This is a genomic window from Sorangium sp. So ce834, from assembly GCF_051521425.1.
Classification (GTDB): domain Bacteria; phylum Myxococcota_A; class Polyangia; order Polyangiales; family Polyangiaceae; genus Sorangium; species Sorangium cellulosum_D.
Window position 1 is genome coordinate 6,387,501 of the sequence record NZ_CP150351.1, and the last position, 17,312, is coordinate 6,404,812.

Annotated in this window: 16 protein-coding genes; 12 read left to right on the forward strand and 4 right to left on the reverse strand. The window is 70.8% G+C overall.

What is annotated here, in order from left to right:
- Nucleotides 1-642: 642 nt before the first annotated feature.
- Nucleotides 643-1,251 carry a hypothetical protein gene (locus tag WMF20_RS23105; RefSeq protein ID WP_437616783.1) on the reverse strand — a complete coding sequence of 203 codons (609 nt, stop codon included), beginning with the start codon at nt 1,249-1,251 and terminating at the stop codon, nt 643-645.
- 569 nt (nt 1,252-1,820) lie between these two features.
- Between WMF20_RS23105 and WMF20_RS23110 the strand changes: the two genes are divergently transcribed.
- On the forward strand, nt 1,821-3,350 hold the full coding sequence (locus tag WMF20_RS23110) for a hypothetical protein (RefSeq protein ID WP_437616784.1): 1,530 nt from the start codon (nt 1,821-1,823) through the stop codon (nt 3,348-3,350).
- A 37-nt stretch (nt 3,351-3,387) separates the two neighbouring features.
- On the opposite strand, the gene WMF20_RS23115 is transcribed toward WMF20_RS23110, so the two are convergent.
- Entirely contained in the window at nt 3,388-3,777 is a 390-nt protein-coding gene (locus WMF20_RS23115; protein ID WP_437616785.1) for a hypothetical protein, read from the reverse strand.
- A gap of 165 nt (nt 3,778-3,942) precedes the next feature.
- On the opposite strand from WMF20_RS23115, the gene WMF20_RS23120 reads away from it, so the two are divergent.
- From WMF20_RS23120 to WMF20_RS23140, 5 genes are all read left to right on the forward strand, one after another.
- The gene (locus WMF20_RS23120) at nt 3,943-4,617 is read left to right on the forward strand and encodes a DUF1349 domain-containing protein (RefSeq protein WP_437616786.1); all 675 of its coding nucleotides are present in this window, start codon (nt 3,943-3,945) and stop codon (nt 4,615-4,617) included.
- A 352-nt stretch (nt 4,618-4,969) separates the two neighbouring features.
- Nucleotides 4,970-6,184 carry a ferritin-like domain-containing protein gene (locus WMF20_RS23125; RefSeq protein WP_437616787.1) on the forward strand — a complete coding sequence of 405 codons (1,215 nt, stop codon included), beginning with the start codon at nt 4,970-4,972 and terminating at the stop codon, nt 6,182-6,184.
- A gap of 109 nt (nt 6,185-6,293) precedes the next feature.
- Nucleotides 6,294-6,605: a DUF3817 domain-containing protein gene (locus tag WMF20_RS23130; RefSeq protein WP_129576379.1), complete on the forward strand. Its 312-nt coding sequence runs from the start codon at nt 6,294-6,296 to the stop codon at nt 6,603-6,605.
- 235 nt (nt 6,606-6,840) lie between these two features.
- Nucleotides 6,841-7,398 (forward strand): hypothetical protein, encoded by a 558-nt coding sequence (locus WMF20_RS23135; RefSeq protein ID WP_437616788.1) that lies wholly within the window; start codon nt 6,841-6,843, stop codon nt 7,396-7,398.
- Between the two features lie 286 nt (nt 7,399-7,684).
- The gene (locus WMF20_RS23140; protein ID WP_437616789.1) at nt 7,685-8,485 is read left to right on the forward strand and encodes a GNAT family N-acetyltransferase; all 801 of its coding nucleotides are present in this window, start codon (nt 7,685-7,687) and stop codon (nt 8,483-8,485) included.
- 40 nt (nt 8,486-8,525) lie between these two features.
- On the opposite strand, the gene WMF20_RS23145 is transcribed toward WMF20_RS23140, so the two are convergent.
- Nucleotides 8,526-10,361, reverse strand: coding sequence for a M2 family metallopeptidase (locus WMF20_RS23145; RefSeq protein WP_437616790.1), 1,836 nt, complete (start codon nt 10,359-10,361; stop codon nt 8,526-8,528).
- Nucleotides 10,362-11,275: 914 nt separating this feature from the next.
- On the opposite strand from WMF20_RS23145, the gene WMF20_RS23150 reads away from it, so the two are divergent.
- Together WMF20_RS23150 and WMF20_RS23155 are read left to right on the forward strand one after the other, a co-directional pair.
- Nucleotides 11,276-11,626, forward strand: a complete 351-nt coding sequence (locus WMF20_RS23150; protein ID WP_437617158.1) for a hypothetical protein — start codon at nt 11,276-11,278, stop codon at nt 11,624-11,626.
- A 560-nt stretch (nt 11,627-12,186) separates the two neighbouring features.
- Complete coding sequence (locus tag WMF20_RS23155; RefSeq protein ID WP_020736704.1) at nt 12,187-12,570, forward strand: VOC family protein; 384 nt, start codon at nt 12,187-12,189, stop codon at nt 12,568-12,570.
- 342 nt (nt 12,571-12,912) lie between these two features.
- Here WMF20_RS23155 and WMF20_RS23160 read toward each other — a convergent pair whose 3' ends face one another.
- On the reverse strand, nt 12,913-13,671 hold the full coding sequence (locus WMF20_RS23160; RefSeq protein ID WP_437616791.1) for a hypothetical protein: 759 nt from the start codon (nt 13,669-13,671) through the stop codon (nt 12,913-12,915).
- 695 nt (nt 13,672-14,366) lie between these two features.
- Here WMF20_RS23160 and WMF20_RS23165 point away from each other — a divergent pair.
- Genes WMF20_RS23165 through WMF20_RS23180 form a run of 4 tightly spaced genes read left to right on the forward strand, consistent with a single transcriptional unit; the run spans nt 14,367 to nt 17,296 of the window.
- A complete protein-coding gene (locus tag WMF20_RS23165; protein WP_129576383.1) occupies nt 14,367-15,092 on the forward strand; it encodes a tetratricopeptide repeat protein in 726 nt (241 codons plus the stop codon).
- Nucleotides 15,092-15,967, forward strand: a complete 876-nt coding sequence (locus tag WMF20_RS23170; RefSeq protein ID WP_129576384.1) for a DUF4388 domain-containing protein — start codon at nt 15,092-15,094, stop codon at nt 15,965-15,967. The genes WMF20_RS23165 and WMF20_RS23170 overlap by 1 nt, the downstream gene beginning before the upstream one ends.
- Complete coding sequence (locus tag WMF20_RS23175; RefSeq protein WP_129576385.1) at nt 15,964-16,767, forward strand: ParA family protein; 804 nt, start codon at nt 15,964-15,966, stop codon at nt 16,765-16,767. Before WMF20_RS23170 ends, WMF20_RS23175 begins: the two co-directional genes overlap by 4 nt.
- Nucleotides 16,739-17,296: a hypothetical protein gene (locus WMF20_RS23180; RefSeq protein ID WP_437616792.1), complete on the forward strand. Its 558-nt coding sequence runs from the start codon at nt 16,739-16,741 to the stop codon at nt 17,294-17,296. The genes WMF20_RS23175 and WMF20_RS23180 overlap by 29 nt, the downstream gene beginning before the upstream one ends.
- The last annotated feature ends 16 nt before the right edge of the window (nt 17,297-17,312 follow it).

The window sequence follows — 17,312 nt, forward strand, 5'->3', positions numbered from 1 at the left end:
TACAACCCAGTTTTCAAGGACCGAGGAGGAGAGATCAGCCCGCTTCCGCGGGTCAGTTCGCCTCGACAATCTGCAATCCGCGCCGGCCTTCGGAGGAGCCGCCTCGCAGAGGAGCTACCCTTCTAGGGTGGCACCTTTGCGCGCGTTCGCCTCGTATCAGAACCGGCCTCGATCGGACCAGAGAGTCGCAAGCTCGCGCTTGCCGATCCTCCGGATCCGTCGTTCGGGGGCGGGCTTTCTAGCGCCCTGCCTCGAATCTGTCAACCTTTTCTTTCGAGAAGGTTGAACCTGCCAACCAGTCAACCTGCCAACCAGGCGCAACCCAGCTGACAAGGCAGCCCGGAGTTGCAGCAGCCTTCGCTGCTCAGCTCTCCGGTCCGCCGTTCGGGGCGGGCTTTCTATCGGCCTGCCTCGAACCTGTCAACCTCCTTTTTGGGAGGCTGACCCGCCGACCGGGCGACCCGGAGTTGCAGCGCCTTCGCTGCTCAGCTCTCCGGTTCGCCGTTCGGGGCGGGCTTTCTATCGGCCTGCCTCGAACCTGTCAACTCTCTTTTGAACCTCTTTCGAGGGGTCGGCCCGCGCATCGTCTGCGTCGGTTGCGTCAGCGTGCCCGAGCGAGCGACCGCCCATGTGTCCGGTCGGTCACGCCGGGGCGGCGCGCGCAGCTGCGGCGGGGCGTCGCACCGCGAGGGCCGACCGGGCGGGCGCCGAGCTCGCGTACGCGACGAACGCGTCCGTCCTCGATCCATCGCCGCAGACGATCCGGCGCAGATCGTAGACGTGATGAAAAAAGCCGAAGAACCAGCTCTCGCGCAGCCAGTGGCCATCGCTCACCCGGCGCATCGTGAGCCGTGCGAGCTGCTCCGGGACGCGGACCCGCCGACCGGCCAGGCGGACGAACGGGACAATCTCGCCGAAGGTCAGCTCGGGGTTGAGCCGGAGCTCGTAGACGAGGCGCGCAGCGCGCACCAGCGCGTAGAGCCCGCGCCCCCAGAGATCGGCGTGCCAGCTCCAGACCCGCTCGCCGTAGACATGGATCCGGGTCGTGCTGGTCGCGGCGTCCCAGGTCGACCCGCCGAGCGACACCACCTCGTCGGGGAGCGGGTTCCCATCCATCCAGAAGAGACCCTGGAGCGCCTCCGGGATCCCGCTCGACGGACCGGCGACGAGCATCTCCGTGTCCACCTGATCCGAGGGTATCTCGATGAGCTCGTACGCAGAGCCCTCGATCACCCCGACTGGCACCGTCACGGAGGCATGCTCCATCTGCGATCTATAGCCCTCGGTGCCGCGCACGCCCGCAGAGCTCGACGTCGCGTCGGACGATAGCCGCCAGGACGGTCGACGTCGCCCCCTGCCCTGCCGCCCATCACGTCCGTTCGGGCCCAGGACGGACGCGTGCTCGCTCGGGCGCATCGTGCAGCGGCGGAGCGCTGCGCCGACCCGGCGCTGAGCCGCGTCGGCGAGGCGCCCGTACGCCGCGCGCGGCGCGGCCTTCCTCGGGCGCTCTCGCCCTTTCCGACCAGCACGCGCGGCGCGGCCTTCCCCTCGGGCGCTCTCGCCCTTTCCGACCAGCACGCGGCGCCATCTCCGTCAGGGGCACGCCGCGCCCTCGATGGCGAAATCGAGCGTGCGGAATCTTGTTCTCTTCTTGGTGTTCTTGGCGCCCTTGGCGGTTCATTTCTCGGTCGATCGACGTGACCGGTGCTCTGGCCGCGCGTGCATCGATTGCGCGACGCGTCCACCTCGCCGCTGGCCTGACCTCTGCAGACATCGGCGACGCAGGTGGCAGAAGGTAGGCGTCAGAGGGGGAAGCAGCCATGACAATGCGCATCGGGGCGGTGGCGGTGAGCTCGGCGGTTCTCGCGCTGGGCTGTATGGATCAAGATCGGCAAGAGCCGCTGCGCGACGGCGCGGCCGCTCTCCAGAGCGGCGCGGAGCCGGCAGCGGCGCGCTTCATCGAGGGCGGCTCGGTGCCGTACGTGCTCGGGTTCTCGCAGGAGACCGGGCAGATCCTCGGCGGCTCGCACACGCTCCTCATCCCCCTGACGGGGACGCGCGAGCCCATGGACGCCGCGAACCTCCCCACGAACCTGCACCCGGAGCTCCGGGGCACCTACGCGGCGCTGAACTCGACGCTGCTGCAAGGCCAGTCCACGGGCCCCTTCGCCTCGCAGTGGTGGCCCCAGAGCAGGAACGGCATCGCCGACCGCTGGAACTCCGCGGTCAAGGACTACGGCGATCTGACGTCGGATCCGGACAACCTCTCGCCGGCGGAGAAGTACGATCTCCTGTTCTACGCAGGGCAGGCGCGGTCGCTGGAGCCACCCGAGGGCGCCGTCGCCGGCGAGGCGGGCCTGCCGGAAGGCGCGCGCGCGGCGCCGCGGGCGGCGCGGGTGGTGGGGCCGACGACGTACTGGGAGCTGACGCACCACGGCCTGTACCAGGGCGTGACCCCGGAGTACTGGTGGGGACACTGCAACGGCTGGGCGGCCTACGTCGTCGCCGAGGGCGGCGGCCCGCCGCGGCGCGACATCCGGGTGAAGCTCTCCGGCAGCACGCTGGTCGAGTGCGCGTCGGTCGAGCGCGGGTGCGTCCTGTTCCGCACGGCGGACATCGAGGCGCTCATGACCGAGGTGTACCACAACGACTCCGCCACGATGTCGGGGCGGCGCTGCGAGACGCGGGAAGACCTCATCCAGCGCGACGTCTACGGCAGGCCGGTCGATCCGGCGTGCCGCGACCTGAACCCGGGGACGATGCACGTGGCCATGACCGGCCTGCTCGGGCTGGGCGCGAGCTCCATCAGCTCCGCGTCGAGCGGGCGAGCGCAGCGCTCGTTCATCGTCGACTACACGTGGCACCGCGAGGTGTGGAGCTACCCGGTCACCTCGTTCACCATCGACACGATGGCGGAGGTGAGCGCGCAGGAGGCGGCGCGGCTCGTCTGTAACGGCGGGTACCAGGGGGCCGACTGCTACAATTACGTGTTCAACCCGAACGCCAGGCGCTTCGTCCGCGTCGGGGCGCGCTACGGGATGATCTCGGACGAGGTGAGCGCCGCCGACCTCCTCCGGCCGCCTGCGCTGCGCAACGTCCCGCTCCTCACCTCGGAGCTCCACTACGTGCTCGAGCTCGACGATCGGCTGACGGTGCTCGGCGGCGAGTGGATCAAGAACCCCGCTCTCGCCAACGGCGTGAACGGCAAGGCCATGCACCCGGACTTCCTCTGGATGCCGGTGAGGCCGCAGGGCGCGGGCGAGGACAGCGACGATCTGGGCGGCTCCGGAGACAACCCGTACATCGCGTACTCGCGCGCGAGGGCGCTGCTCGATCTGTCGCGACGGTGATCACCGCCCGACGAGCCGCGCTCCCGCGCCCCTCTCGTCAGTTCGCTCCGGCCCCCTCGGCGTCGCCTGCCGCTCCCGCCGCCGCCTCGCCCGGCCCTGCGTGCCCTGCCCCCGGATCGGCCGGCACAGGCACGACGCCGCGGTCGGGCTCCCCGAGGACGCAGGCCTCCTTCCCCTCCACCACCTTGCAGCGGCGATCGGCGGGGCACTTCCCGCCGCACGGCAGCCGCACGCACAGCCCCGTCGCAGGATCGCACGCCGTCCCGGGCTCACAGATCGTGTAGCAGGTGTCGTACACCTCGCGGTTCACGGCCGCCGCCCCGGCCGCGGCGACGAGCACCGCCGCGGCGTCCGCATAGGAGGCGCCCCCCGACGACACGGGCCGCGCGCCCACCAGGAACTCGGGCGGACCGCGCCTCGCCTTCAAGCAACCGGACAGGCTTACAGCCATACAGCAGGACACCAGAAGGGCGGTAATTCGCATGAACCTGAGATCCTGCATACACACCGGAACGATTCGATGACAAGACAGGAGCAGACTCAGGTAGGATAGTCGCCATGAAGGGGGGAGACATACAAGGTGAGTGAGCCCGTGCACCTAGCGCCGTTGCCGACGCCGCTCCGCTGGGAGGTACCGCCCAGGAGCTGGAGCACCGGCAAGGCATCGAGCCTGACCGTCACGGCGGGCGGCAAGACCGACCTGTTCCTCGATCCGGAGCGCGCCACCGGCCTCCTGAACGCGCCGCGCCTGCTCGGGACGCCGCAGGGGGACTTCCTCGCCAGCGCGCGGGTGACCGTGGGCTTCGCGGCGGCGCACGACGCGGGGGTGCTGCTGCTCTGGGCGCACGAGCGCGCGTGGGCCAAGCTCTGCTTCGAGCTGTCGCCCGAGCGCGCGCCGACGGTCGCCTCCGTGGTGACCCGCGGCCTGTCGGACGATCGCAGATCCTTCGAGGTGGACGGCGACCACGTCTGGCTGCGCGTCTCGCGGCTCGGGCGCCTGTGCGCGTTCCACGCCTCCACCGACGCGACGAGCTGGCACCTGCTCCGCAGCTTCTCGCTCGGCAGCACGACCGAGCTCGCCGTCGGCTTCTCGGCCCAGTCGCCCGCAGGCGACGGCTGCACGGCCGTCTTCGACGACATCCGCTTCACGCGGCGCCGGCTCGGCGATCTGCGCAGCGGAGGCGCCGAGAGCGACGCGGCGCTGGCGCGCGCCGGTCAGATGCCGCCGCTCACCGGGCTCGCCTCACCGCTCACGTACGTGTCGTAAAGGGCGGGCCACGCGCCGATCGCCCGCGCGCCCTCCGGCGGCGCGCGCGGCCTCGTCATGCGTGCTGGTATGGCGACCCGACGCCGGGGAACGGCCGGCGCTCATCACGCGTCTATCTTGTATCTTGCACACCGGCGATGATGCGCTGGACGCTGCTCCGCGCACGAAGGAGCCGAGTCCTTCCAGGTTCCCAGCTGCCGAGGCCTCGAGGACGCTGCTCTCGGTCCATGCCAAAGGGGACAATGTCCTCGTCGAGAATGCTCCTCATCCTCGCCCCTCCATCATCGATGGATCCGGGGTATAGGAGGGTTCCGATGCCGATCGACGGCACGTCGCAGGGAGGCACAGCACCATGAACAGAGAGCTGCGCGCGCGCATCATGCATATCGTGGGAGCTGGCGTGTTCACCGGCCTCTCGCTGGCGCTCGGCTGCCAGGACGGCTCCGGCGGCGCTGGGACCGCGGCAGGTGGGACCGGCGGGGCGGGAGGAACCGGCGGAGCCGGCGAGCAGGGCGGCGCCGCCGGTCAGGGCGGCTCCGGCGGTCAAGGCGGCGTCGGTGAGACGAGGTGCTTCCCGCCGGAGGAGGTCCGCGCCAACGCCGGCGCTGGCGGGGCCGGCGGCGCGGGGGGAAGCGCCGCGACCTGCCCCAGCCAGTACCACCCGAACCCCGTGTCCTGCGTGGTCTACGAAAATGGCCGGCTGGAGGACGGCCAGTGCTGCTACGACACCAACAACCTGGGCGTCGGCGCCTGTGGCCGGCCGTTCTTCGTGGGCGGCGAGCCGCGCCTCGCGGGCGTCGAGGCGCGGGCCGACTGGGTGCTCGCCGACGCGACGGACGAGCCGCTCGCGCTCGACCCCACGACGCGCGCCGCCCTCGCCGAAGCGTGGCTCGCCGACGCGCGCCTCGAGCACGCGTCCGTGGCGTCCTTCGCGCGCTTCACCCTCGATCTGCTCGCCCTCGGCGCGCCGCCCGCCCTGCTCGACGCCGCGCAGCGCGCCCTCTCGGACGAGCTGCATCACGCCCGGGCCTGCTTCACCCTCGCGAGCCGCTACGCCGGCCGGTCGCTCGGCCCGGGGATGCTCGCGCTGGACGGCGCGCTCGACGCGCCCACGCTCGCCGGCGCCGCGGCCAGCGCGGTGCGCGAGGGCTGCGTGGGCGAGACGCTCGCCGCGCTCCAGGCCGGCGCGCAGCGGAGCCGCGCCCGCGACCCCGAGGTGCGCCGCGCCCTCGACAGGATCGCCGCCGACGAGGCCGCCCACGCCGAGCTCGCGTGGGCCTTCGTGCGCTGGGCCGTCGCGCGGGGCGGCGAGCCGGTGCGCGCCGCCGTGGCCCGCGCGTTCGACGAGGCGCTCGCCGGCGTGCGCGCCGCCCGGGGCCCGGAGCGCGCCGGGATCGACGCCGCCGCGTGGCACGACCACGGCCGGCTCACCGAGGCGGAGCGGGCGCGCTGCCACCTCGACGCCGCGCGCGAGGTCATCGCGCCGTGCGCAGAGGCGCTCCTGTCCGCGCCGCCCGCGCCGCCCGCGGCCCCCACGGCCATCGCCGGCCTGGACGCCCCGGCGTAGCCTCCCCCCTGGATCCCGCGCCCGGCCGCGCCTACGTCAAGACGCGGGCACGACGCCGGCGCCCGAAAAGCACTCCACGAGCCCCCTGCCCCTTCCCTACCTTCCCGTCATGACCGCGCTTCGCCAGCTCCGCCTCATCGCGATCCTCGAAGGCCTGTCGTACCTCCTCCTGCTCTTCATCGCGATGCCGCTCAAGTACCTCGCCGGCCAGCCGCTCGCCGTTCGCGTCGTCGGCAGCGCCCACGGCCTCCTCTTCGTGCTGTTCCTCGCCGCGCTCGTCCACGCCGCCGTCCGGCGCCGGTGGCCGCTCGGGCGTTCGCTGCTCGCCTTCGTGTCGTCGATCGTCCCCTTCGGGACGTTCGTCTTCGATCGCTCGCTGCAGCGCGAGATCGAGGCGACCCTGCCGTCGCCCCAAGGCTAGGGGGCGGCGGAGACGCCGCGATCCCGGGATCGCCGCGCCCGCCCCACCGCAGCCGCGCGCCGAGCTCCCGCAAAAAAATCAATAAATTCTTATATTTATCGATCATGTAAAAAAGATCGAGGGGCGTGTCGATCCTGCGTCCGCCCGTTCGTCGTGACGATAGAACCAGGGCGCGTCCGGTCGGGAACGGCCGGACGGCCTGCTTCGACCCCAAGGAGACACGACGATGCGATCCATGCACACCGAGGAACCGGCGACGAACGAGGCGAGGACGGGCGCGCAGCAGCCGGCTCATGCGACACCGTCCGATCGCTGGACGAGGAGGGGCCGCACGGTCATGGGGCGCATCTCGATGGCGGCGTGCCTGTTCGTCGCCGCGTGCGGCGGCGCGGACGACGGCGAGCCCGAGCCGGTCGCGTGGAAGGACATGACCTTCGAAGAGCGCACCGCGCACATGACCGACGTCGTCATGCCCCGGATGAAGGAGGTCTTCGTCGCGTACGACGCGAAGTACGAGGCGATGGATTGCACGACGTGCCACGGCGACGACGCGGTCGAGCGCGCCTACGCCATGCCCAGCGGGCAGATCGCCGCGCTCCCCAACGAGGAAGTGTTCCCCGAGTGGGTGCAGGATCCGGAGCACCCGGAGCGCATGGAGTGGACCGACTTCATGTTCAACCAGGTCGTGCCCGAGATGGCCGACCTGCTCCAGGTCGCCAGGTTCGACCCGACGACGATGACCGGCGAGTTCTCCTGCGCCAACTGCCACACCGTGGAGGACGTCGAGCCGTGACGCGACCCGGGGCGCGAGCGGGCCTCGCGGCTCGCGGCGCCCTCGCCCGCCAGCGCCGCTCTCTCCCTGGTTTGCGCCCCCTGCGGCTCGGCGTCGGCGTGCCGAGCCGCCTCTTTATCAGGGCTCTTGCCATCAGGGCTCTTGCCGGGCAGGCCACCTCATCTCCTCCGACGGAGCCCCGCCGCGACCGGCGGCCCGGCACCATCGCGCCGCACGCAGCGCGACAGCGGCAGCCCGATCCCCGGACACCCAGTTCCGGCTACTCTCGGCGCCGAGGAGGTTTCGCATGCCCGACGCGATCGAGATCGAAGAGTCCAACGCTCAGTTGCTGGCCGCCTGGATCTATTTCAGCCAGGGTCTCCCCGGCCATCGGATCGAGGGCACCGACGGCGTCACCGTCGTCCTCTCGGGCACGGACATGGTCCTGCTCAACATGGCCACGCTCTCCTCGCCGGCCACCGACCTCCAGGATCTCGAGCGCCGGGCGCTCAGGGCCGTCGAGCTCGCCAGAGCCGGCGGCGTGCCGTGGCTCTTCGCGCTGTCCGACAGCTGGTCGCCCGGCGGCGACGGGGGCGCGACCGCCGAGTTCCTCGGCCGGCTCGGCTTCAAGCCGGCCGTGTCGCTCGTGGGCATGGTGGCCGACGCGATCACCCCGCCGCGGCGCGCACCTTCCGGCCTCGATCTGCGGCGCGTGGCCGACGCCGAGACGCGCACCGCCATCGCGGATCTCAACGCGGCGGCCTACAGCGTCCCGATCCCCGCGGGGCGCGCCTCCGTGGCCCACGAGGCGATGTGGGGCGACCGGGCGTTCGGCCGGGTCGGCTACGTGGACGAAAAGCCCGTGTGCTCCGCGGCGACGTTCATCGTGGAGGGGATCCGCTACGTGGGCTTCGTCGTCACCGCGCCCGAGCACCGGCGCAAAGGGTACGCCGAGGCGGTGATGCGCGGCTGCCTCGACGACGCGCTGAGCGGAACGGGTATCCAGAGGACCGTCCTCCACGCGACGGACATGGGGCGGCCCGTGTACGAAGGGATGGGCTACCGCGCGGTCACGCGCTTCGCCTTCTACGCGCCGCCGCAGGCCTGAAGCCCGGGTCGGCGCGCGCGCGTCCCGCGTCGGCCGCCGCCTACCATCCGCACGTCCTGCCGCGGTTCTGCTGATCGAGCCAGCCTCTGAGCGGCGCGAAGTAGTCGAGCATCGCCGACGCATCCATCCGCCGCGATCCGGTCACGGCCTCGAGCGCCTCCGGCCACGGCCGGCTCCGCCCCATCTCCATCATCCGCCGGAGCCGCTCGCCGGCCTGCTCGCTGCCGTAGATCGTGCAGCGGTGGAGCGGCCCCTTGTGCCCCGCCTCCTCGCAGAGCGCGCGGTGGAGCTGGAACTGGAGGATATGCGCGAAGAAATACCGGAGGTACGGGACGCTCGCCGCCACATGGTATTTCGCGCCGGGATCGAAGTCCGCCTCGGAGCGGGGCACCGGCGGCGTCACGCCCTGGTATCTCCTCCGGAGATCCCACCAGGCCTTGTTGTACTCCGCCGGCGGGATGTCCCCGGAGAAGACCCCCCAGCGCCACCGGTCGACGAGGACCGCGAACGGCAGGAAAGCCACCTTGGCGAGGGCCTCGCGGAGAAGGAGCGAGACATCGCTCGACGGCGGGGGCAGCGCGTCCACGAGCCCGATCCGCTGGAGGTACGCCGGCGTGACCGACAGCCCGATGGTGTCGCCGAGGGCCTCGTGGAACGCCGGGTTCGGGCTGTCGCGGTACAGCCACGGCAGGTGGTTATACGCCCTCTGATAGAAGTTGTGGCCGAGCTCGTGGTGGATCGTCTGGAAGTCGTCCGCCGTGATGTCGATGCACATCTTGATGCGCAGATCCTCCTCGTCGTCGATGTTCCACGCGCTCGCGTGGCAGACGACGTCGCGATCGGCCGGCTTGACGAAGAGCGATCGCTCCCAGAAGGTGGCCGGGAGCGGCTCGAACCCGAGCGAGACGAAGAAGCGCTCGCCCGTCTTCACCATCTCGATCGGCGTGAACCCCTTCGCGCGGAGCGCAGCGTCGAGATCGTAGATCGGCGCGACCCCCTCGGGCGCGACGAGATCGTGGATGTTGCTCCAGTCCTGGGCCCACATGTCGCCGAGCAGATCGGCCCGGATCGGGCGCGCGCCGGGCACGACGTCCTCGCCGTAGCGCGCGGCGAGGCGGCCGCGCACGTAGCAGTGGAGGGCATCGTAGAGCGGCTTGACCTGACCGAAGAGGCGGTCGACCTCCCGGGGCAGCGCCTCTAGCGGCATCTCGTATTTCGAGCGCCAGGCGTCGCCGGTGTCCTTGAATCCGAGCTCGCGGGCGCCCTCGTTCGCCAGCGCCACGAGCCGCGTGAAGTCGCCGCGCATCGGCGCGGAGACCGTGCGCCAGCCGACCCACGCTCGCTTGAGCTCCTCGGGATCGCGGCTCTTCGCGAGGATCCTGCCGAGCTCCTCGAGATCGAGGCACTGGCCGGCCGAGGGGCAGTATTTGCCCGCGCCGTACGTGGCCTCCAGCCTCGCCGCGATGGTCGCGAGCTCCTGCGTCTTCGCCGGGTCGGCGGGCGCGTAGAGGGTGAGCGAGGTGCGCAGGAGATCGAGCCGCCGGCGGACGTCGTAGGGCAGATCGAGGTCGCGGTAGCGGGCCGCGCGCTTGGCATAGTCGGTCTGCGCGCCGAGCAGCTTCGCGCTCGCCGCGGCCGCGAGGATCTGCGTATCGCCCGTGATGTACGTCGACGCGACCCAGGCGGCCCGGTTGTTCTGAGTGCTGAGCTCGTGGAGCTCCGATTCCGCTTGTTCGATGAATCTCTGGGCCTCCTCCGCCGCAGGCTGTGAGCCGGGCCGCGGGCGCGGCGGAGGGGTGGGATCGGAGCAGGCCGCCGTGAGCGCGAGCGCGCCGCACGGCAAGGCGACGACCAACACCGGAACGATGCGCACCATTTCCCGCCGCTCCTCGATCGCGGGCAGCTCCGGCGTGCAAGGGTCCGTCCACCCCGGACGCGCAGAGGGCGCGGGGTGCGCTTCGGCGCCGCGATCCTGGTGGGGCTCTAAGGCCGCTCGGCCGCTCGAGCAATCCTCGGGGGGCCTCCTCGCGAGGGGCCGAGATGCGGCAAACTCCGCTCCTTTCGCGCCGTCACGTCAGCCTGGAGGATGGCCCCTCGCCACGACATCTCCCAAGGTCGTCCAGAGATGGGCCAGCCGCAGGGCGCCCCCTCGGCCGATCCCCAACCCCGGTCAGGTCGGGTCGCCCCAACTGGGTCGGTCGGTCGCCCCACGGTGAGGCCCACCTGGCCCACCTCACCCTGGTTCGGGCGGCCCGGCCCGGTGGCCCAGCCCACCTCAACCTGGGTCGGGCGGCCCGGGCGGCCCGGTGGCCCACCTCAACCTGGGTCGGGTCGTCTCGGCCCCTCGGCCCCTCAACCTGGGTCGGGTCGTCTCCGCTCAGGCTCACCTCAACCTGGGTCGGATCGCTGCCCGGTGGCCCACCTCAACCCGGGTCGGGTCGTCCCAACCTGGGTCGGGCGGTCCGGTGGCCCACCTCAACCTGGGTCGGGTCGTCTCGCCGCTCAGGCTCACCTCAACCTGGGTCGGATCGCTGCCAACCCGGGTCGGGTCGTCCCAACCCGACCCCCCGACCCGTCAACCCGGGTCGGGTCGTCCGAGGTCGTCCGCAAAAAATCGTCACTGCCGATGTCGAGGACGCGTCGGCGGCTCCGACATCTCCGTGTAGCGCCGAGGACGGCGTTCCATCACGCGGACGGGACCCCATGAACACCAGCGAAGCTCTTCAAGAAACGCTCATCGTCACGACAGATTCCGCCCCAGCTAAAACCGCGCTCCGCAGCGTCGGCGCGGTGCTCTGCGGTCTCATCTCGACGGCCATACTCACCACCGCCGTGGACCTGGCGTTGCATGCATCCGGCATCTTCCCGCCGCACGGTGAACGGATGGCCGACTTGCTGTTCGTGCTCGCGCTCGCCTACCGAATCCCGCTGAACGCCGCCGGCTGCTACATCGCGGCCCGGCTCGCTCCGGCTCGCCCGATGCGCCACGCGCTCGCCCTCGGCTTCGTCGGCCTCGCTCTCGCTACCCTGGGCGCCGTCATGATGTGGGAGCACGGCCCCGCCTGGTACTCTCTCGCGAACATCGCAATCGCGCTGCCGTGCGCCTGGGTCGGCGCGCGGCTTCGAGGAGCTCGCTCCTGACCCCATCTCCCACGGCCCGATAGGGCCAGATCCCGATCCCGCGGCGGAACAGCGACCGCGGATCCTCCGACCAGAACTCGCACGTCGACGGCCGACAGGGCCGGTGCTGAGCCTCGGCTACCACGAGCGCCACCACCGTATTCCCAACCGCCCCTGCAGCCGTCTCACCCTCCCCTCCCCGGACCGCACGTGAGGCGGCCGCCGCGAGCACGCGGGTGATCGCGCGATGGGCGACGACGCACGTGAGGAAGAACGCGCCCCGATCCGGCGTATCGCGAGACCATCTCGCGCGCGATCGGGCGAGGAGAGCAGCACAGGCGGGATGGCACGCCGGTCGGCGTGCCCCGGCCGGCATGGTTGCTCGCATGAGCCCACCATGGCACGCTCGCCCTGTTCCCGGGCGGCCACGCGCGGCGAGCGTCGTACAGCGGCTCTCGCTGGGCGGGGCTCGGCCGGATGGAGGGTACAGAGATGAACGACACCAGGCCGACGGGTGAAATGATGGCCACGGCCGAGCGGCCACGAGGCCGGCTCGGGCGCCGCGGAAGGGAGACGCGCGCATGACCGTCCGGCTGAACCACACCATCGTCGCCGCGAAGGACAAGAAGGTGTCCGCCACCTTCATGACGGAGATCCTGGGCCTCCCCGCCCCGGAGCCGTTCGGACATTTCCTCACGGTGCGGCTCGACAACGACGTCACGCTCGACTTCATCGACACCCCAGACGAGGTCCGCCCCCAGCACTACGCGTTCCTGGTCAGCGAGGCCGAGTTCGACGAGATCTTCGGCCGGATCCGCGAGCGGAAGCTGCCGTACTGGGCCGATCCCAGAGCGCAACGCCCCGGCGAGATCAACCATCACGACGGCGGGCGCGGCGTGTACTTCCCCGACCCCGCCGGGCACTACCTCGAGATCATCACCCGTCCTTACGGCAGCGGCGGCTGATCCCGGCGCGCCGTCCGTCCCGTGGGCCGGCGCCGATCGCGCCGAAGCTCCGAACGGCGGCGCTCGACGTCGATCAGGGCGTGCGCGGCATACGCAGGCTCTCGCCGCGCCCCCGAGCGGCCGCTCGAGGCGGCTCGAATCGTGCAGCATTCCTCGCTCGCTCTCCCTGGGCTCGGGCCGCTCGCGACGTTCGTCGGACAGCGCTCACCGCCATGGATGAACGAGGGCGTCATCGCCATGCGCAGCGTCTTGTGCAGAGAGCGCGGCGCGTGGCGAGCGCGATGGGATGGATATCGTGGAGGGGGCCGCGAAGGCGAAGCTGGAGAGCTCAACCGCGCTGCTTCACGCGGCGAGGATTGACGAGCGGGTCATGATCTGGCTCACGCCGTCCGTCTCGGGGTCGGCCACGGGGACGGCCGCGGGGTGGGCGATGGCATAGCGCAGGAGCTCATGCGTCCACGGCTCGAAGAGCGCGAACACCTCGTCCGCGAGCGCCTTGTAGCGCGCGCGCGTCTCCGCGTCGAGGGAGATGCTCGCGAGCGCCGCGTGATCGGCGTCCACCGTGTGCCCCGACTCGCGCTCGAAATGGAACGGGCCGCAGTAGCGCAGCTGCGTTCCGAGCCGCTTCTCCAGCGCCTCCGCCAGGGGAAGCATCGCCCCGAAGAGGACGTTGCCTGTCTCCTCGATCGCTTCGATGATGACCAGCCGTTCGAGGCCCGTCGTGCCCTTGATGAGCTCGGTGAGCCGCGCGGTGAGGATCCGATTCTCGATCGTCTCCTCGCCCCAGAGGAAGTGCAACAGGTCCGAGCTCCGCCCCTCGACGTCGTAGCCCAGCTTGGTCAAATCCTCCAGGTACCACGGCCAGTGATGGTCGTCCTCGCGGCTGTGGACGTTCACCATTTCCTGGTATTCGTCCGCCGCGGGCTCCTGTCTCAGTACGAATTTGTTCAGATCACCGAAGCTCATGATGAAGTAAGCCATGCACGGATAGAATGCGAGCCGCTCGCTCGGGTCGAGCCGCTCGTCACGCATCCGCTCGAACAGGGGTAGACGAGCGTATGCCTGCTTCTTCTGAAAAATGTGCCGCAAGACCTGCCGCATAAGCGATCTCCTTTCGGCTGGTGGTGTCAGTTGATCGAGCGATCCCTCTGTTTGCGTAAGTCAAGCGTCGTACGCGCTTCGTGAGGCAACAAGACAAGACCACGGCGTACCCCCAATGGACGCTGCGGCTGGATCTCACCTTGGTTAAAATCCTGCACGACCCCCCCCTCGTCGCATTCCGAGCTTGATTTTTGGAATTTCCCACGAACCACCTCAGACGTTTATGAAACGTTGGGGGGTGCTTCCACTCGGTGAGACCACTCTAGCGCAAGTTCCGCGTAAGCTGCATCCAGTATCTTCAGGGATCTCCATCGAAATCAAGCTCGGTAGCTGGGTGGTCGAATGGGCGCCAAGGTGCGACACCCATTCCGATTATCGTGATCGCCCGGCGATTTATTCGGCCGGCGTCCGACAGCGCCGGCGGGCCGACCCGCCACGCATTAAAGAAATGGGCAGAGTCGTCGCCGGGTGCGTGTCTCCATGGTCTCCACATGGGCCCATGCCGCAGCACCCATGTTCTCAGAGTGGGGCGCTGGCTGGTCCCACACGCTCGCACCTGAACGACGGCGATCCAGGTGTGGACAGCGCTCGCGGGGCGGCGGCCACGGAGGCGCAACCAAACCGCTTGAAGGTCGGCGGTCGAGGCATGTAACTTGCCGAGTTGTGCCGTGAAAGACCAACACGAATCGGCCTTGATGATGGAACCCGAAAGCCGCGAGGTCCCGAAGAGCGCACCCGTGCGGGCGGAGGTCGTGCGGCTGGTCCGTGAGAAGCGCTACGAGGAGGCGCTGGCGGTGCTTTACCGCGCGCGCTCGGAGTCCCCCGACGATCGCGAGCTGCAGACCAGCATCGAGCGGATCAAGGAGTTCCTCGCCGGCGCCTACGCCAAGCGGCTCGGCGGCCTCGATCAGGTGGCAGGGCCCATCCCTGTGTCGGCGGGTCGCTCGCCCGACGCGCTCCTGGTGGCGCGGTACATCGATGGCTCGTCGACGTTCGACGACATCGTGCAAATGTGCCCGCTCGGGCGGCTCCGCACGCTGCAGGTGCTCGTCGGCCTCTATACGGGGCGGGAGGTGGCGTCGCCGTTCAGCGAGAAGACGCCGCAGTCCTGGCGCCGGCAGATGGACACGCTGCCGTCCGCGGGCAGCGCGGATCCGGCGCCGCCGACCATGCCGGAGCGCGGGCTCGTGCGGCGAGCGCCGGAGCCGCCCGCCCCCACCAGCGCGCCGTTCACGCCGCGGGTTTACGAGACGGAGGAGGATCGGCGCTACCGCGAGGAGTTCGCCCGCGGCACCGCCGCGTTCGTGCAGCGCCGCTACGACGAGGCGATCGCGGCCTTCGAGGCCTGCGCGCGCATGCGCCCAGGCGACACGGCGTCGTCGGTCATGCTGCGCCGAGCGCGGCGCGACCTCGGAGGCTGATGCCGATCGTCGTGGTCGCGGATCCCGATCTGCGCGAACGCATGCGGTGCATCCGCGTCATCGCGGGGCAGACGCCGGTGAGCGCCATCGGCGCCGCCACGTGGGAGGAGCTGGAGCAGGCGCTCGAGGTCGCCGAGAGCGCGGAGCTCATCATCTACGCGCCGTCGCTCCCGGGCGGGCCGGAGGACGCCGTCGCGCAGCTGCTCCGCCGCACGGCGCGCCTGGTGCTCGCCGTGAACGAGGGCGTTGAGGTCCCGGGCGCGATGAACGTCACGCGCGTGACGTGGCCCATCGCCGAGGAGACGCTCGTCCTCATGGGGCACGCCGCGGGCGCGCAGTCGGCGCCGATCGGGATGAACTTCGTGCCCGTCGACTTCTTGCAGATGATCTGCATGTCCGGCGACTCGCACGTCCTCGTGGTCAGCAACGAGAGCGGCGACGTGGGCCTCATCGAGGTGCGGCGCGGCCAGCTGTGGACGGCGTTCGACGGCCTCGGCGTGGGCGAGGAGGCGTTCGCGCGGCTCATCCGGCCGGAGATGCGCGTGCGCGTCAACCCGACCGTCGGCTCGACGAAGGAGCGCACCATCTTCAAGGATCTCGCGGAGCTCGTGCTCGACTCGCTCCGCCGGATCGACGAGGGCTGCGTGGAGATGCCGCCGCCGATCTCCTCGAGGCGGATCGAGGTCGCGCTCTTCTCGCCCGAGCAGCGCGCGGCCCGCATCAAGCAGCTCAACGCCGACGCGCGGCGCCTCCTCATGGAACGCAGCTACAGCGACGCGGCCCGCGTGCTCACCGACCTCTCCACCCTCGACCCCGCATCGAGTCTCGTGCGCGCTAACCTGGAACAGCTACGCAAGCTCGGATACCCCAAATGACCCGATCCATCGCATTCGCCAGCCTGAAGGGCGGAGTCGGAAAGACCACCGTGGCGCTCAACTGCGCCTTCGCCTTCGCGCGCCGAGGCGCGCGGACCCTCCTCGTCGACACGGATCTGCAGGGCGCCATCGGCATGTCGCTCGACGGCGTCAGCGACCGCCCTGGCCTGGCCGCGAGCCTCGCGCGCGGCGGCCCCCCGCTCGAGGGGCTCGTGAAGACGCGGCTCCCGGAGCTCTGTCTCCTGCCCATGGGCCCCGTCGACGCGCTCGACGAGGATCGCTTCTCCATCAACGCGCGCGAGGCCAACCTCGTCGGGCGCATCCTGGAGCAGAGCCAGCGCGACTTCGACCTGATCCTCTTCGACACGCCGGCCGGGCTCGGCGGGATGTCGCGCCTCACGCTGGAAGAGGTGGACAACGTCATCGCCGTGGCGCAGTGCGAGCCGCTCGCGCTGCGGGCCATGCCCCGGCTGCTCGAGCTCCTGGCGCGGCTCCGCGACATCGGCTCCGCGTGCTCGCTGCTCGGCGTGGTCGGCACCATGAGCTCGTTCCGCGATCCGGTGTTGCTGGCCTCGCTGGAGGAGCTGTGGTCGCTCTACCGCGACCAGGTCTTCGACACCGCGGTCCCGCGCGACAGCACGTTCCTCCAGGCGAGCCGCGCGGGCGTGCCGCTCGGCCTGCTCAGCCGCCGCCCGCCGGCGGTCTCCGCGGTGTTCGACAAGCTGGTGGCCGAGATCGAGGAGCGCCTCGGCACCACGGCAGGAGGCGAGGATGACGGTCCGATCCGTCTCGTGGACTGACGCGCAGCGGGTGAGCTCGCTGCTCGCGCGGGTGTCAGCGACGCCTGCGCGCGAGCCCGCGGCGCTCGTGAGCGCCATGGGGTCGACGCGCGCCGGCGCGCCCGCGAAGGCGGCGCCCGCGCCGGTGAAGGCGGCGCCGAAGGCGAAGGAGGTGCCGCGCCTCGTGCAGACCTCCGACAACCCGGCCGACCGGCTCGACGCGCTCGTCGCATGGACGCTCGCCCACCACGCGTGCGCGGGCGCGTTCGTCGCCGACGACAACGGCCTCACGCTGGCGGCGCACGGCATCTCGGAGGCGCACGTGTCGCTCGTGGGCCCGCTGCTCTCGGCGCTTGTCGGCGTGCGCACCGTCCCTGGCGTCGACGCCACGGCGGGCGCGCTCTGGCTGGGCGCGCAGATGATGTCCTGGGTCGAGACGCGCACGGCGCGCGGCGGCTTCTGCCTCGGGACCGTGGGCGACGAGGCTCTCTCCACGCGGGCGCTCGAGCAGCTGAAGGAGGCGCTCGAGACGACCGTGCGCGGGCTGTGATACATCCGAATTTTCA